General features: G+C 71.8%; 17 protein-coding genes. 8 read left to right on the top strand and 9 right to left on the bottom strand.

The window, feature by feature from the left end; translation table 11 throughout:
* Nucleotides 1-7: 7 nt before the first annotated feature.
* Nucleotides 8-2,101: a nuclease-related domain-containing DEAD/DEAH box helicase gene (locus ACZ6MA_RS10625; protein WP_469432721.1), complete on the top strand. Its 2,094-nt coding sequence runs from the start codon at nt 8-10 to the stop codon at nt 2,099-2,101.
* A gap of 112 nt (nt 2,102-2,213) precedes the next feature.
* Nucleotides 2,214-2,513, top strand: a complete 300-nt coding sequence (locus tag ACZ6MA_RS10620) for a hypothetical protein (protein WP_469432720.1) — start codon at nt 2,214-2,216, stop codon at nt 2,511-2,513.
* Between the two features lie 63 nt (nt 2,514-2,576).
* Here ACZ6MA_RS10620 and ACZ6MA_RS10615 read toward each other — a convergent pair whose 3' ends face one another.
* Entirely contained in the window at nt 2,577-3,542 is a 966-nt protein-coding gene (locus ACZ6MA_RS10615; protein ID WP_469432719.1) for a helix-turn-helix transcriptional regulator, read from the bottom strand.
* A 140-nt stretch (nt 3,543-3,682) separates the two neighbouring features.
* Here ACZ6MA_RS10615 and ACZ6MA_RS10610 point away from each other — a divergent pair, with 140 nt between their 5' ends.
* The 3 genes from ACZ6MA_RS10610 (at nt 3,683) to ACZ6MA_RS10600 (ending at nt 6,591) form a co-directional block, all read left to right on the top strand.
* Nucleotides 3,683-4,288 carry a TIGR03086 family metal-binding protein gene (locus tag ACZ6MA_RS10610; RefSeq protein WP_469432717.1) on the top strand — a complete coding sequence of 202 codons (606 nt, stop codon included), beginning with the start codon at nt 3,683-3,685 and terminating at the stop codon, nt 4,286-4,288.
* Nucleotides 4,289-4,693: 405 nt separating this feature from the next.
* Nucleotides 4,694-5,935 carry a globin domain-containing protein gene (locus ACZ6MA_RS10605; RefSeq protein WP_469432716.1) on the top strand — a complete coding sequence of 414 codons (1,242 nt, stop codon included), beginning with the start codon at nt 4,694-4,696 and terminating at the stop codon, nt 5,933-5,935.
* 38 nt (nt 5,936-5,973) lie between these two features.
* Nucleotides 5,974-6,591 (top strand): pyridoxamine 5'-phosphate oxidase family protein, encoded by a 618-nt coding sequence (locus ACZ6MA_RS10600; protein ID WP_469432714.1) that lies wholly within the window; start codon nt 5,974-5,976, stop codon nt 6,589-6,591.
* On the opposite strand, the gene cobA is transcribed toward ACZ6MA_RS10600, so the two are convergent.
* The 3 genes from cobA to ACZ6MA_RS10585 form a co-directional block, all read right to left on the bottom strand.
* Entirely contained in the window at nt 6,551-7,714 is a 1,164-nt protein-coding gene (gene cobA, locus ACZ6MA_RS10595) for a uroporphyrinogen-III C-methyltransferase (protein WP_469432713.1), read from the bottom strand. The two genes, ACZ6MA_RS10600 and cobA, sit on opposite strands and share 41 nt — an antisense overlap.
* Nucleotides 7,715-7,744: 30 nt before the next feature.
* Complete coding sequence (locus ACZ6MA_RS10590; protein WP_469432711.1) at nt 7,745-8,491, bottom strand: cobalt-precorrin-4/precorrin-4 C(11)-methyltransferase; 747 nt, start codon at nt 8,489-8,491, stop codon at nt 7,745-7,747.
* 253 nt (nt 8,492-8,744) lie between these two features.
* Nucleotides 8,745-9,458: a DUF4232 domain-containing protein gene (locus ACZ6MA_RS10585; RefSeq protein WP_469432710.1), complete on the bottom strand. Its 714-nt coding sequence runs from the start codon at nt 9,456-9,458 to the stop codon at nt 8,745-8,747.
* Nucleotides 9,459-9,605: 147 nt separating this feature from the next.
* Here ACZ6MA_RS10585 and ACZ6MA_RS10580 point away from each other — a divergent pair, with 147 nt between their 5' ends.
* Nucleotides 9,606-9,896: a cupredoxin domain-containing protein gene (locus tag ACZ6MA_RS10580; protein ID WP_469432708.1), complete on the top strand. Its 291-nt coding sequence runs from the start codon at nt 9,606-9,608 to the stop codon at nt 9,894-9,896.
* Between the two features lie 154 nt (nt 9,897-10,050).
* Nucleotides 10,051-10,263, top strand: coding sequence for a DUF4287 domain-containing protein (locus ACZ6MA_RS10575; protein WP_469432706.1), 213 nt, complete (start codon nt 10,051-10,053; stop codon nt 10,261-10,263).
* A gap of 205 nt (nt 10,264-10,468) precedes the next feature.
* Here the strand turns inward: ACZ6MA_RS10575 and ACZ6MA_RS10570 are convergent, their stop codons facing one another.
* Both ACZ6MA_RS10570 and ACZ6MA_RS10565 read right to left on the bottom strand, forming a co-directional pair.
* The gene (locus ACZ6MA_RS10570; RefSeq protein WP_469432704.1) at nt 10,469-10,684 is read right to left on the bottom strand and encodes a DUF6243 family protein; all 216 of its coding nucleotides are present in this window, start codon (nt 10,682-10,684) and stop codon (nt 10,469-10,471) included.
* 479 nt (nt 10,685-11,163) lie between these two features.
* Entirely contained in the window at nt 11,164-11,571 is a 408-nt protein-coding gene (locus ACZ6MA_RS10565) for a VOC family protein (protein ID WP_469432703.1), read from the bottom strand.
* Nucleotides 11,572-11,891: 320 nt separating this feature from the next.
* Between ACZ6MA_RS10565 and ACZ6MA_RS10560 the strand changes: the two genes are divergently transcribed.
* Nucleotides 11,892-12,872, top strand: coding sequence for an L-threonylcarbamoyladenylate synthase (locus ACZ6MA_RS10560; RefSeq protein WP_469432701.1), 981 nt, complete (start codon nt 11,892-11,894; stop codon nt 12,870-12,872).
* A 19-nt stretch (nt 12,873-12,891) separates the two neighbouring features.
* Here ACZ6MA_RS10560 and ACZ6MA_RS10555 read toward each other — a convergent pair whose 3' ends face one another.
* The 3 genes from ACZ6MA_RS10555 to ACZ6MA_RS10545 form a co-directional block, all read right to left on the bottom strand.
* Nucleotides 12,892-13,533, bottom strand: a complete 642-nt coding sequence (locus ACZ6MA_RS10555; RefSeq protein ID WP_469432700.1) for a carbonic anhydrase — start codon at nt 13,531-13,533, stop codon at nt 12,892-12,894.
* Between the two features lie 218 nt (nt 13,534-13,751).
* Entirely contained in the window at nt 13,752-14,177 is a 426-nt protein-coding gene (locus ACZ6MA_RS10550; RefSeq protein ID WP_469432699.1) for a DUF6114 domain-containing protein, read from the bottom strand.
* Nucleotides 14,174-14,716 carry a DUF6230 family protein gene (locus tag ACZ6MA_RS10545; RefSeq protein WP_469432698.1) on the bottom strand — a complete coding sequence of 181 codons (543 nt, stop codon included), beginning with the start codon at nt 14,714-14,716 and terminating at the stop codon, nt 14,174-14,176. Before ACZ6MA_RS10545 ends, ACZ6MA_RS10550 begins: the two co-directional genes overlap by 4 nt.
* Nucleotides 14,717-14,745 lie beyond the last annotated feature (29 nt).

Below are 14,745 nucleotides of genomic sequence, written 5' to 3'. Positions count from 1 at the left end.
GCGTGGCATGACAGCCGGCGGATCAGCGTCGTGGCGGGCACAGGAGGCACGGCGGCAGGAACGGCGGTTACGGGAGCAGTGGCAGGCGGCCCGGCAGCAGGCACGCAGGTGGGAGGCCGCGAGCGAGGGCGAACGCCGGGTCGCCGCGCAGCTCCTGATGCTGACCGAGCGCGGGTGGCGGCTCCTGGTGGACCGCAAGTGGCCCGGGACGCGAGCGGCCAACGTGGACATGCTGCTGGTCGGACCGGGCGGTGTCTTCGTCCTCGATGTGAAGAACTGGCGCGCCGCACCGGAGGCCGTGAACGGAACGCTGCGGGCCGGAGGCGCGCCGCGCGACGAACACGCCGCCAAACTCCTGGCCGTGACGAAGGTGGCCGAAGGCGCGGTGGCCGCCCTGGGCCTGTCCCCGGTGGCCGTCTCGCCCCTCATGGTCTTCGCGGGGCAGCGGGTCGACGCCGAGCTGGGCCGGATACGGCTGCTGGGGGAGCGCGAAGTGGGCCCGGTCCTGCTGTCGGAGCGCCACCGGCTGCGTGCCGAGTCCATACGGGCCATCGCCGATCACCTGGAACGTGTCTTCCCCGCGTACGAGGGATCGGCCGTCACACGTTCGGCGCCGGTGCGGGCGCGGCAGCCCCAAGAGGACGCCGCCGACGGGCTGTTCGACATCGACGGGCTGCGCGAGGCGGCCATGCAAGAGGCGCTGCGGGCCCCGATCGAACAGTGGATGACCTTCCTCCACCCCGACCAGGTCGCGCTGGTCCGTCGCAACTGGGCCGGTCCGGCCCGGATCAGCGGCCCGGCCGGCACCGGCAAGACCGTCGTCGCCCTGCACCGCGCGGCCTACCTCGCCCGGCACACCACCGGCCGGATCCTTTACGTCACCTTCGCCAACAACCTCCCGCGCGTGCAGGGCACCTTCCTGCGGACCATGGCCCCGGCGGTCGCCGACCGGGTGGACTTCCGCAGTCTGCACTCCTGGGCGCAGGAATTCCTGCACGACAGCGGCGTCCCGGTCCGGTTGCACGGGGACAAGGCCGAGACGGCCTTCAGTCTCGCATGGAAGCACGTCGGACGCGGCAGCTGCCTGGCGGAGATCGATCCGGCACCGGGGTACTGGCGGGAGGAGATCGACCACGTCATCAAGGGGCGCGGCCTCGTCTCCTTCGAGGAGTACGCCACGGTGCCCCGCCGACGCCGTCGCGCGAGCCTGCGCCGTCCGCACCGGCAGGCCGTATGGGCGCTGTACGAGGCGTACGAGGCCAACCGCACCGAGCGCGGCGTGCACGACTTCAACGACGTGCTCTCCCTCGCACTGGCCCAAGCGCGCCGCGACGTCGGCCGGCACCGCTACGCGGCCGTGATCGTGGACGAGGTCCAGGACCTGACCCTCGTCGGCGTGCGGCTCCTGCACGCCCTGGTCGGCGACGCCCGCAACGGTCTGCTGCTGGTCGGCGACGGGCAACAGGCCGTCTACCCCGGGGGGTTCCGCCTGTCCGACGCCGGTATAGAGGTACGGGGCGACCGGGGGCAGGTGCTGCGGACCAACTACCGCAACAGCAAGGCGATCCTCGACGCGGCGCTCGCGGTCGTCGCCGAGGACGCATTCGAGGACATCGACGGACTGCGCACGCCGGGACGCCGGGACGTCGACCTGACCTACCGCGACGGGCAGGTGATCCGTGTGGTGAAGCCGACCCCGGCCGAGCACGACCAGGCCCTTCTGGAGGCGCTGCGCGGTGTGCCGCCCGAAGCCCGCGCCGGAGCGGCGGTGCTGTGTTCCTCCAAGCGCGCCATCGACCGCTACCAGCGGCTGCTCGAACGCGCGGGCATCCCCGTCTGTCTGCTGGAGCACTACGACGGCCGGCCCGTCGAGGCCGTCAAACTCGGCAGCTACCGCCGCGCCAAGGGCCTGGAATTCAAGCGCGTGTACCTGCCCGAGCACGACGCCGCCGTGTCCTCGGCGGCACCGGCGGCCCGGACGGCGGGCGAAGGGCTGTCGGAGACCGCGCGGGAACGCGACGAGCTGTCCCGCAGCCAACTGTTCGTCGCCATGACGCGGGCTCGTGACGTGCTGTGGCTGGGCAGCGTGAAATCGGCGTAACCGCTCCGGCGGCCGTCGTACCGGTGAGATCCTCGACGTCGGTCCCCGCCCGGCCCGTCCGGCGGGGACCGGCTGCCACCACACCAGCGTGACCCGGCTCAGGAGGTAACGGATGGACCCGGACGAGGAACGGCGCCTGGTGGCGCACGCGCCGCACGTCGACGCCGCCGCGATGCGGATGCTGCGGCGCATGTGCGGATCGACCGCCCCGGAGGAGGAGATCGCGGGTGAGGCGAAGACGACCGCCGAGGACGTACTCGACCGGCACGGTCCCGGTGGTCTGATCCTGCTCGTCATGAGCCTGGCGGTGAACCTGACCACGGAGATCGAACAGCGTGCGGAGGCCACCGGGACGACGGTGGAGGTCGTGCTGGACGAACTCGAACTGCTGATGCGGCCCGACGACGACTGACGACGCGGCCGGCGGCCCGGGGCCGCCCGGCGCGGTGCGACGCACCACCACCACCGGCCACCCTCAGGGGGCATAGCTCGCGGCCACGTCGGCGGCGGTGCGGGCGAGCAGGTCGCGGGCGTCGGGAGGGGAGAGGACCTCGATGTCCGTGCCGAAGGCGAGGAGCTGGCGGACGGCGCCCAGCTCCGGATATCCCAGCCGGACCTCCACCCAGGCCCCGCGGGGCGCGTCCGGCGGTGCCGTCAGGTACGTGCCGTGGAGGCGGACGAACCAGTCCAGCCGGGCGCTCCGGACCCGCGCCGTCACCGGCACCATGGGCGTCCGCAGCGCCTCCACCCCCCGGCGCAGTGCCTCCCAGGCGTCCGCCAGTTCGACGCCCGGGCGACGCCGAACCGGCACGTCGACCGGCGCGGCGGATTCGATCCGGTCCGAGCGGAAGAGGCGGCCGCGGCCCCGGTGGTCGGCGACCAGGTACCACGTCCCGGCCTTGGCGACGAGCCCGTACGGATCGACCGTGTAGGTGCGCGGACGCTCCCCGCCGCTGTGGCGGTAGCGCAACCGCAGCCGGCGGTCGCCGAAGACCGCCTCCGTCAGCGCGCCCAGGTCCGATGCGGCGGCGGGCCGCCGGCCGCTCATCCAGCGCTCGGGGTCGACGAGGATACGGCGGCTGGTCAGCTCGGCGGCCGGGCGGTGCGGCGCCGGGAGAGCGGCCATCACCTTGCGCAGCGCGGTGCCCAGTGCCCCGTCCAGGCCGAGTGCGGCGTGGGCGCCCTGCGCGGCCATGACGAACAGCGCCCGCGATTCGTCCTCGGTCAGGCCGGTGACGTCCGTCCGGAACCCGGGAAGCAGGGCGATCCCGCCGCGGCGGCCACGCTCGGTGTAGACGGGGACCCCGGCCGCGGCGAGCGCGTCGACGTCGCGGTAGATGGTGCGGACCGATACCTCCAGACGGCCGGCGAGTTCCCCGGCGGGAACCCGGCCACGGGTCTGGAGCAGGAGCAGGATCGAGAGCAGGCGGTCTGACTTCACCACCCCAGACTGCCTTGTGGGGAAGTCGCGGAGAAAACCTGACGGCGGATGTCAGGTTATGGTGCGACGCTCCCTCCCGAACCGCGTCACGTGTCCGCATCACGTGACGTCATCCTCTGGAGGAACGGGAGCCCGCCCTGATGGAAACCACCGTTGACCCCCGGCCGCTGCTGGAGCGCGCGATCGGCCAGTTCGCCGCCCTGGTCGCGGCCGTCGAACCCGCACGGCTCAAGGACGCCACCCCCTGCGCCGAGTTCGACATCCGCGCTCTGGCGGGCCATGTGCTGGACAACACGCTCGCCTACGCCTACATCGCCGAGGGCCGCACGATCACGGACGAGCCCCGGGACTTCGGGGACGTCCCCGATGACGGCTGGGCGGCGGCGTACACGGCGGCCGGGGACCGGTTGGTCTCGGCGTCCCGGGCGCTGACCGAGGAAGCCCTCGACCGCCAGGTGGACCTCGGCTTCGCGAAGATGCCGATGCGTGCCGCGTTGGGCGCGATCGTCATGGAACTCGCCGCGCACACGTGGGACCTGCGCGAGGCACTGGGCGACTCCCCGGACCTCGACCCCGAGGTTGCCGCGTATTCGCTGGCGTACGCCCAGAGGGCGCTGCCGCCGGAGCGGCGCGGCGCCCCCGCGCCCTTCGAAGCGGTACGACCCGCCCCCGAGGGCACGGACGCGTACGGGCGACTGGCGGCCTGGCTGGGACGGGAGGTACCCGAGGGCATCCCGGGCGCCTGAGGGGCGCCGTTTTGGACGTGCCGCCGGGCGAGAGCGGCGGCACGTCCGGAGAAGCCGACGGCGACAATGGCTCAATATATGCCTCAAATCCGCTCACCGATCAGGCGCGGCTCGGGGTAATGCGACAAGTTCCCGTCGCAAGTTCTAGTGGGAACTGCCCTATCCCCCCTCGTCGTCCTCCCCGAGGATCGGGTGGCATCCGGAAGCAACCAGTCCGATTGTCGACTCCGCACTCCGATGAGGACTCATGTTGGCCCCACGCGACGTCCAAGCCGTTCCCCCGAGACGGGGATCCGGTGCCGGCCCCATCCTCGGTGCGCCGCGGCGGCGAGGCGTCCAGGGCGATGTCCCGCGGTGCGCCCGGCGGAGATCGAGCCGGACGCGCGACGGGGGAGCGCTGACCCCTTGAGATTCCGGCTCGGACGCCCCGGCAACACCTCCGCGCGCCCGCCCTCGGAGGACCCGATACACACCCAGGACGGACATACCGGAGAGCCGCGGGCGGCCGAACCGCCCCTGACGGACCGGGAGATCGACCTGATACGGACCTCCCTGTCGGTCGTCGAGCCCCTCGCGGGGGAGATCACGGTCTACTTCTACGCGATCCTCTTCGCCCGCTACCCCGAGGTCCGTCCGATGTTCCCGCACGGGATGGACACCCAGCGCGACCGCCTGCTGCGCGCACTGCTGCGCATCGTGGACCTCGTCGACGACCCCGAGAATCTCGTCCGTTTCTGCGGACATCTCGGCCGTGACCACCGCAAGTTCGGCACCCTCGCCGCGCACTTCCCGGCGGTGGGCGAGTGTCTCCTGGCCGCCCTGGCCCACTACGCCGGGCCCGCGTGGAATCCGGAGATCGCCGCGGCCTGGACGAAGGCGTACGGCACGGTCGCCCAGGTCATGATCAGCGCGGCCGAGCAGGACGAGGCGGTCCGGCCCGCCGTGTGGCCCGCCACGGTGGTGCACCGCGTCCCCCGCGGCCACGGCATCGTCGAAATCACCGTACGTCCCCATATCGCCTACCCGTACGCAGCCGGCCAGTACGTGAGCGTCGAGACCCCGTGGTGGCCCAAGCGGTGGCGCCACTACTCCGCCGCCAACGCCCCGCGCGAGGACGGCACCCTCACCTTCCACGTCCGCGCGGTACCCGGCGGCTCGGTCAGCCACGCCCTGGTGCACCGGGCGGCGGTGGGCGACGTCCTCCATCTGGGGGCCCCGATGGGCGACATGGTCCTGGACGCGGCCGACCACAGCGACCTGCTCCTCGTGGCCGGCGGCACCGGTCTCGCCCCGGTCCGCGCGCTCATCGAGGAGGTCGCCCGCCGAGGGGGACGCCACCAGGTGGCCCTGTTCCTCGGCGCCCGCACCGCGGCCGAGCTGTACGGCGTCGACGACATGCTCCGGATGGCCCAACGGCACCACTGGCTGACCGTCAGGGCCGCGGTCTCCCACGAACACCTCCCCGGCATCCGGGGATCCCTGCCGGAGGTACTGGCCCAGTACGGCCCGTGGTACCAGCACGACGTCTTCCTCAGCGGCCCCGCCCGGATGGTCGCCTCCGCCAAGGAAACGCTCACCCTCACCGGCACCCCGCCGCACCGCATCCATCACGACCCGTTCGAGACCCCCGTCCTGTCCGCTCCCTGAGCGCGCCCCCTGCCCGTCCCGCCAGGAGAACCCCTTTCGTGACCTCGCCCCAGCCGCCCTTCGGATCAGCGGGTGAACACCAGCTGCAGCAGCACCTGGGCACCATCGACCGCGCCGCACGGTTCTACGACCAGCAGGTGCGCCCCCGTCTCACCGCCGAGATGCGGGACTTCATCGGCCGCCAGGCCATGGTCTTCCTGGCCACCGCCGACTCCCACGGGGAGTGCGACGCCAGCTTCCGGGCCGGACCGCCGGGCTTCGTCCACGTGATCGACGACCGCACGCTGGCCTACCCCGAATTCCGCGGCAACGGGGTGCTCGCCAGCGCCGGCAACATGATCGAGAACCCGCACCTCGGCATGCTCTTCGTGGACTTCACCCACCACCACGTGGGACTTCACGTCAACGGCGTGGCCCATGTCTACCGCGACCGGGACCTCCGCGCCCTCCACCCCGGCCTGCCCACGGACGTCGCACCCGGACGCGACCCGGAGATGTGGGTCCGCCTCACCGTCGAGGAGGCCTACATCCACTGCTCCAAATACATACCCCACCTGGAACCGGCCCCCCGCCCCACCGGACGCGACCCGGCCCGCCCCAAGGACGCGGACTACTTCACCCGGCCCCGCGCGCCCCACTGGTCGACCCATCCGTGATGTCCACACCGGGGCCCCGGCCCGGCCGCACCACCACCCGCGGCACCTTCAGACCGGCCGTGGGGCCGATGACGAAGACCGCGGGTGGTGTGACGTCATGGGTACGGCACACCTCGGCGAGACCGGCCAGGGTGGAGGTCAGCACCCGCTGGTAGCGGGTGGCGGCATCCTGGACGACGAGTGCGGGTGTGGCCGCGTCCCGGCCCGCGCGCATCAACAACTCCGTGGTCCGCGCCACATGGGTGACTCCCATGAGGATCACCAGCGTGCCCTTCCGCTGCCCCAGCGCCGACCAGTCCACGAGACAGCGCTCCCGGCCGGGCACCAAGTGACCCGACACGATGGTCACTTCCTGGGTCATGCCCCGGTACGTCACCGGAACCCCGGCCAGCGCCGGTGCGGCGAGCGCGCTGCTCACACCCGGCACCACGGTCACCGGCACCCCGGCCTCCGCGCAGGCGGCCACCTCCTCGAATCCGCATCCGAAGACGAACGGATCCCCGCCTTTGAGCCGGACCACGAACCGCCCGGCGCGGGCCCGGTCCACCAGGAGTTCGTTGAGCCGCTCCTGCGCGGTGGTCCGGCTGTAGGGAAGCTTGGCCGCGTCGATGATCTCGACCTCCGGTCGCACATCGGCCAGCAGCTCCAGCGGCGCCAGACGGTCGACGAGCACCGTGTCGGCGGCCATGAGCAGCTCCCGGCCCCGCACGGTGATCAGGCCCGGGTCTCCCGGCCCCGCACCGATCAGGGCCACCCCGGCCCCCGGGTGGTCCGGCACCGCGGCCCCGACGGCTTCGGTGTCCGCGCGGACGCAGAACACCCGCTGCTTCTCCGCGGCTTCGGCGATGGCCGCGTCGTCGCCCGGGGTGGCGGCGACGGCGTACCAGGCGTCCGCCAGATCGTTCGGCTGCCGGCCACGGGCGTGCCACCGGAGCCGCCCCGCCTTCGCCATCGCCTCGATCGCGGGACACACGGCGGGTGCCACGACGGTGATCTCGGCACCGGTGCCGAGCAGGCGCGCCAGATGCCGCAGCACCGGGGGCTCGCCCCCGAAGACGACCACCCGGCGCCCGGCCAGATCGAGTTCGGTCGCGTACCCGCGTACTTCCTGAGGACCGGCCATGGGCAAGAGCTGCTCCTGTCTGTGTTCCGGTCAGGCGGACCAGTCGCGAGCGGGGGAATGCAGGACGCTGTCGGGAAAGCCCTCGGCTTCGAGGGCCCGGCCGACGAGCAGCGTCGCCAGCCTCGTCACCCCGGCCGCCCGCACCTCGCCCGCGACGCGGGCCAGCGTGGAGCGCACGACCGTCTCACCGGGCTGACTCGCCAGCGCCACGGCGGCCGCCGGACAGTCCCCGCCGTAGTGCGGGAGCAGGTCCGCGACCACGTCCTCCAGGTGATTGATCACGAGATAGACCGCCAGCGTCGCCCCGGTCCGCGCGAAGCCGGCCAGCGTCTCGCCGGAAGGCATGGACCCCGACCGTGCGCGGGCCCGCGTGATGATCAGGCTCTGCCCCACGCCCGGCACGGTCAGCTCCCGCCCGAGCGCCGCCGCCGACGCCGCGAACGCGGACACGCCCGGCACCATCTCGTGCGGCACACCGGCCCTGTCCAGCACCCGCGTCTGCTCGGCGACGGTGCTGTAGAGGGACGGGTCCCCCGAACACAGCCGCGCGACATCCACCCCGTTCCCGTGCGCCCCGAGGATCCGCGCCATGACCTCGGCCAGGGACAGCCGCGCCGTGTCGACACGCGTCGCGTCCGGGGGACAGTGCGCGAGCAGCCCGACGGGCGTCATGCTCCCCGGGTAGAGGCAGAGGCCGCAGCGGCCGAGAAGCTCCCGGCCGCGGACGGTGATCAGATCCGCTGCCCCGGGCCCGGCACCGATGAAGTAGACGGTCAATCGAATGCTCTCCCTTCACCGGCGCGTACCCATTCCGAGGTGGAACGGCCCCCACACCGGCGCGCCACCGGGACCTGCCCACACGGCCCGGATTCCCATGCGGCGACATCACCCACATGGCCTCCGCGCACCACGGGCGCACCGTGGCACGCTTCGGGCCCGCCCCTGCTCCGACATCACCCGCACGGGCGCCCGCCCGGGTGGCAGCCGCGACGGGATGGACGAGGTGGCACGGCTCCCACGGGCGTCCGGATCAACCGCCCTGACCGGCGCTGCCGATCGGGCCGACCTTCACCGGGGATCCGGCACCGTCCGTGACGGGCAGCGTGGCGGCGCCCGGCCACCGCAGCGTGACCGTCTTCGTCTCGTTCGGCGGGGTCACCAGAAGCCCCGTGACACGGACGCCGGAGCCACCGGAGGTGTTGACCGGGTAGCTGATGCCGAAGTACGTCGACTGGCCGTCCTTGAGGACGGTCGAGGGAGCCCGCTCACCGGTGCGCTTCGCCGACAGCGACCCCGCGGTGGTCTTCAGATCGACGCCCGCGTACCCGGAGATCGCACAGCTGCGACCGCCGCCGTTCTTCAGCTCCACCACGACCGCGCCATCGGGGTCACCGGTGATGGTGTTGTCCTTGGCCGTGATCTCCAGCTCGTCGGTACGGCACTTGGCGACCTGACCGTCCTTGCCGGAACCGGCACCGGCGGATCCCTTGGCGGTGGAGCCCTGCCCGCCGGAACCCTTCCCGGCGGATCCCTTCGCCGTGGAGCCCTGCCCCGCGGAGTCCTTACCGCCGCCCTCATCCGAACCACCCGAGCCCGAACCGCCGCCGGAGGAAGACGCGGAGGAAGCGGAGGACGCCGACGACGGGTCGCTCTTCGCCGTGCCGTCCTCGTCGCTCTGACAGGCCGTGAGCGAGAGACCGGCGGCAACGGCCAGGACGGCTAAGGTGAGTTTGTGAACGCGCATCGTTTCTGCCTCATCGGTTCGGGGGGTGCCGGCCGCTCGTACGAGTCGGTACGAGCGGGCGTTTCTGATCATTAGGAGCCGCGTTGCCGGCGAACCGTTCCGCCCAACCACGCTCTAATACATTCCTGTTACACGCACAGGGGGGACGTGGTCGGGTGCGCCGCGCACCGCTACGGGGCGCCCGCCGCCGTAACCACCGTGGCCATCGAGGGTGCACCCGCCGCCTTTCTTCCGCGGTCGGTGACCATCCACGTCGGCGACTCGGTCCGCTGGCTCAACAACGACAACGCCGATCACACGACGACGTCCGACACCGGGCTGTGGGACATCTTCCTGACACCCGGCACGAGCACCACCCGCGTCTTCACGACCGCGGGGACCTTCAGGTATCACTGCGACATCCACCCGGACATGACGGGCACCATCACAGTGCAGTAGCACTGGCCGTTGTCAGAACCGGCCGGTCCGGTGCCAGCCGTCGTTGCCGCCTGCGGCGGCGAGCGCCCGGCAGGAGGTCGAGTCCACGCTGACCAGCTCCAGTCGATCCGGTGCGACAGATCGTATTGTCAGTGGTGGGTGACAAAGTACGGCCATGACTGAAACCGTGAAGGGCCCGGCCAGCTACTTTCCGTCGATCGAGCAGAAGTACGGCCGGTCGATAGGCGAGTGGAAGAACCTCATCCTTACTTCACCGCTGACCAAGCACATGGAGTTGGTGAGCTGGCTCAAGACCGAGCACGGTCTGGGACACGGCCACGCCAATGCCCTTGTCGCCCATACCCTCGCGGAGAACCGCGGCCGGTAGTACCCCTATGGGGGTGACCGCTGCGTTTTCCCAGGGATCGGACACCTGCTCCGGCCTGCCGGCTCCGGGTGCTGCCGCGCGGATCGTGCGCTTCGGCGTACCGGCCGGGCCGGCCGGCGGGTAGCCGCGCCCGGTACGGCAGCAGGGTCCGGACCACGTGGTCCGGACCCTGCCCCCTGCGGTGCCGACCTGCGGCGGCGGTACGTCAGCTCTCCGCCGTGTCGTCGTCGGCCTGACCGGCATCCTCCGCCGCGGCTACCTTCTCGCGCATCTTGCGCACCAGCTCCGCCTTCTGGTCGGCGGCACCCTGGCGGTCGCGGTTGCGGTGCGGACCGTTGTTCTGCCGTTCGGCGCGGGACAGCTTCTTGCGCTGGCCGCCGCCCTGGCCCACGGGGTTGTTGATGTTCTTGCTGTCGGTCACGGGTTCTCCCGGTAATGAGGTGAAGTGCTCTACGGACACGCCGGTGGGGGACGGGCACGGCGACGTCGAACGACGTCAGCGGGGGCCCGTCACGCTCTCACTCGTAAATCGGTGTCTGGAAGAACATGACAAAGACGTTACCCGGTCCCGTCGGCCCCGCACGCCAAGCCCTCCGCCGCCCCAGCGTCGACCGGGCCTCCGGCGGCCACCCGGGGGCGGCACGGCATGCGACCGGGCCCCGTGCCTCCGGCGATCCGCTCGCCCTCACCCTCACGCCGCTGACCCGTGGATGCGTTGCGTACGCTTTGACCCACTATGGGGTGACGGGATCGTGTAGCGATGGGGAAACGATCAGAGACGGTATTCGTCCGGGGTGGCGAACTGCAGACTCTGGAGCCGGCCGGGAAGCATCTGTTCGATCAGCTGAACGCGATGTGGCCGGCGCCGTCCGGCACCGGCCACACCAGGTCTACGAACGGTCAGCCATCGGCACGGCCCGCACCGCCGCGCTCACGCAGCGAGATGCGGTTGCCGTCCGGGTCCACCGCCTCGATGCGGACGCCGTACCCGTAGACCTCCGGTTCCGGCAGGTCGAAGGTCACCCCGCGCTCGCGGAACACCTTGAAGTCCGCCAGCAGATCGTCCGACTCCAGGATGACCGGTCCGGGGGTGGCCCCCGGCACCAGCCCGGCCGGCTGCCCCGCCGCCGCGGGGTGCGCCCACAGGATGATCTCGACCGGAGTGCCGGGCGCGCCCACCGTGAGGAAACGTCCGTCGGGGCCCGAGAAGTCGATGCGCTTCTCCAGTCCGAGCTGCTCCGTATAGAACCTCAGCGCGCGGTCCTGGTCGGTGACGTAGAGCGTCACGTACATGATGTTGGTCAGCATGGGGTGCTCCCTCTCATCTGTCGATCGGTTACACCTCCCTGACGGATCCCGACGGGAGAATGTGACGGACGGACTGACCGAGATCTGCGCGCCGTGGCGGTCCCGAAGCCGAAGACGTGTCCTCCGGCCCGCGCCGAGGCCTTCCGGGGCGGGCGCCGCGCTGCGGATACGCGAGGCGGTCCGAACGGCCTGTTCGTGTACGCGAAGTCGACCACCCATCACGCACACCACGGCCCCGCCGCATCACCGCCCACCTGACCGGGCGCGAGGAGTCGGCCGGGTCTGGCGGCGTCGGCCGCAGTGAGAGAATTGCGCGAGTGATGGCAGTAACCAGTGAAATCGAGAAGGCGGCCGAGGTGCTGCGCGCCGGGGGCCTGGTGGCCCTGCCGACGGAAACCGTCTACGGTCTGGGCGCCAACGCCGAGGATCCTGCCGCGGTCGCGCGGATCTTCCAGGTCAAGGGGCGCCCGCCCACGCACCCGCTGATCGTTCACATCGGCGGCGCGGACCAGCTGGACGACTGGGTCGAGGAAGTGCCCGCAACCGCGCGCCTGCTGGCCGAGCGCTTCTGGCCGGGGCCGCTGACGCTGGTCCTGCGGCGCGGACGGCGGGTGCCTCTCGAAGCCACGGGTGGCCTGGAGACGGTGGCCGTGCGCGTGCCCGACCACCCCGCGGCGCTCGCCCTGCTGGCGGCCTTCGGCGGCGGTATCACGGCTCCGTCGGCCAACCGCTTCGGCTCGGTCAGCCCCACCACCGTGGACCACGTCCGGGCGGAGCTGGGCGACGGGGTCGACTTCGTGCTGGACGGCGGCCCCTGCGGCGTCGGTGTCGAGTCGACCATCGTCGATGTCACGGGCGAGGTCCCGAGCATCCTGCGGCCCGGCGGAGTCACCCGCGAGGAGATCGAAGCGGTCCTGGGCCGACCGGTCACGGTCCCCTCCACCAGCCACGTCCGGGTGCCGGGCCAGCACCCGTCCCACTACGCGCCCCGTGCGCGGGTCGTCCTGGTCGAGCCGGAGCAGGCCGTCGCCGAAGCCGAGCACGCACAGCAGCTGGGACACCAGGTGGGCATCCTTCTTCCCCCCGCCTTCGCCGACGCTCCGGTGAAGGCGCACGCCGTCGTGACGGTCCCCGCCTCGACGACGGCCTACGCGCGCGGGCTGTACGGGTTCCTGCGCGCACTCGACCAGCAAGGGTGCGACCTCATCGTCGCCTCCTTGCCGGCCGAGGAGGGACTCGGGCTCGCGATCGCCAACCGGCTCCGCCGCGCCGCGGGCCCCCGGCCCTCCGCAGCGCGCTGAGCAAGCACAGCCGGGGCGGTCAGGACGCGGTGGCGACCGCCGCGTCGAGGCCGCGGGCGGCGACGAGCCGCGCGCTGCCGTCGGCCAGGCGGTAGGACAGGCCCACCACGCCGAGGCGGCCCGCGGCCACCCGCTCGGCCAGGACGCGGGAGCGTTCGAGCAGCAGGTCCACGGTGTGCTCTATGTGCTCGGCCAGGATCTCGTCCGCCTGGTCGCGTCCGGCGGCACGGGCTGCCAGCACGCTCGGGGTCACCCGTTCGACGATGTCACGGACGAAGCCGCCCGGGGTCTGCCCGTTCTCCAGGGCGGAGCAGGCCGCGGCGACGGCGCCACACGAGTCGTGGCCGAGGACGACGACCAGCGGCGCGTTGAGGACACTCACGCCGAACTCGATGGATCCGAGCACTTCCGCACCAGCGACATGCCCGGCGGTCCGTACCACGAACAGATCGCCCAGGCCCCGGTCGAAGATGATCTCGGCGGCCAGGCGGGAGTCGGAGCAGCCGAACAGCACCGCGAAGGGCTGCTGGCCCGGCGCGGTCTCGGTGCGGCGGGCGGCGTCCTGGTTCGGGTGTTCGGGGCTGCCCGCGACGAAGCGCCGGTTACCGGCCAGCAGCAGCTCGAAGGCGTCGGAGGGCGTCAGGGCCTGGGTTTCGGTCATGCCCGCAGCCTACGATCCGGCACCTGTCGGTCGCACCCCCGGCTTCCGCCGGAGCGCGCTGCGGGTGGGACGGCGGCGGACCCCACCTCGCAAGCCCCCGCCATACGCGGGTACGTCAGATCATCGACGGTTTCTGCAGCTCCGGGGCGGTGCAACGCCATCAGCCGATGATCGAGGAACAGGCTGACCGGCTACTAGCCGGCGCTCTTCCGGGCTTCTCAGCCGTGGTTGACCGGCTCTGTCGTATCGGTGCCGGGCCTCGTGTGTGGCGGCTGCGGCAATGGTGTCCAGGCCAGGGCCAGGCAGCCGCCGGCGGCAGCGAGGAAGAAACCGAGGAGAAGCCCGCCGAGGTTGGCGGCGATCAGGCTGCACAGCGCGAGAACGACGGCCAGGCTGCCGGTGAAGTAGCGTCGGCCGCTGCCGGCCCACGTCGTCAGCCCGGCCACGGTCAGCAGTGTGCTGATGGTCCACGTGGCGGCGCCGGCCGTACCGGTCAGCCGGAGCAGGCCCAGGTCCACCCAGGAGATGGCTACCAGGACGATGGCACCCGCGATCATCAGCAGGCCCGCGTAGAACGGGCGAGTCCGGCGCCATGCCCGCCACCGGTGCCGGACTCCGGCCCCCTGGAGCACGGACGCTTTCATGATTCCCCCCGGGGCGCGGTTCCGGTGCCACCGGGAGCTGTCGCCGGAGCCGAAGCGCGGCAGTCGTGTTTCCCGCGCCAGGCGTCCAAGGCCACTCCTTGGACGGTGATGGTGCCGACAGCTACAGCGTGGGGCCGGATAGCGAGGCCTTCCCCGGTGATGTGACGGACACCAAGGCTGAACAAGCCTGTGGAATCAGCATCCGATGAGCCCGGCACCTTGATGCTCACGTCGCCGCCTGTGACTTTGCGGATGGTGATGGCCGCGGGCTCGATCTTGACACCACCGACGGTGGCGTCGTCGATGGTGATGGCGACGGTCATGGCTCCGATCACCGGCAGAACCGGAGTCGCCTTCACGCAGGCACCATGGAGCGTGGCGCGCTCGGCCTGGGTGATGAAGGTGGGGCGGAGCCCACTGGAGACGCCTGGAGTCACCGAGACGCCTTCGACATCGACCCCGGCGACGCTGATCTCCAGGGGGACGCGTCCGGCGAAGGCCAGAGCGAGTGCGCCCGTTCCGCTGCTGAGCAGCAGCACGGTGGCCGCCGTGACGGTCAGGAGTGCCG

This window comes from Streptomyces sp. NPDC042259, from assembly GCF_055582085.1.
The sequence above is the reverse complement of the archived record's forward strand: the minus strand, read 5'-3'. Positions and strand labels throughout refer to the sequence as shown.

Excerpts from the sequence above, each read along its gene's own strand:
- ACZ6MA_RS10555 (WP_469432700.1), bottom strand. The coding sequence starts at position 13,533 with ATGACCGAAACCCAGGCCCTGACGCCCTCCGACGCCTTCGAGCTGCTG.
- ACZ6MA_RS10585 (WP_469432710.1), bottom strand. The coding sequence starts at position 9,458 with ATGCGCGTTCACAAACTCACCTTAGCCGTCCTGGCCGTTGCCGCCGGT.
- ACZ6MA_RS10550 (WP_469432699.1), bottom strand. The coding sequence starts at position 14,177 with ATGAAAGCGTCCGTGCTCCAGGGGGCCGGAGTCCGGCACCGGTGGCGG.
- ACZ6MA_RS10575 (WP_469432706.1), top strand. The coding sequence starts at position 10,051 with ATGACTGAAACCGTGAAGGGCCCGGCCAGCTACTTTCCGTCGATCGAG.
- cobA (WP_469432713.1), bottom strand. The coding sequence starts at position 7,714 with ATGGCCGGTCCTCAGGAAGTACGCGGGTACGCGACCGAACTCGATCTG.
- ACZ6MA_RS10625 (WP_469432721.1), top strand. The coding sequence starts at position 8 with ATGACAGCCGGCGGATCAGCGTCGTGGCGGGCACAGGAGGCACGGCGG.
- ACZ6MA_RS10620 (WP_469432720.1), top strand. The coding sequence starts at position 2,214 with ATGGACCCGGACGAGGAACGGCGCCTGGTGGCGCACGCGCCGCACGTC.
- ACZ6MA_RS10565 (WP_469432703.1), bottom strand. The coding sequence starts at position 11,571 with ATGCTGACCAACATCATGTACGTGACGCTCTACGTCACCGACCAGGAC.
- ACZ6MA_RS10610 (WP_469432717.1), top strand. The coding sequence starts at position 3,683 with ATGGAAACCACCGTTGACCCCCGGCCGCTGCTGGAGCGCGCGATCGGC.
- ACZ6MA_RS10560 (WP_469432701.1), top strand. The coding sequence starts at position 11,892 with ATGGCAGTAACCAGTGAAATCGAGAAGGCGGCCGAGGTGCTGCGCGCC.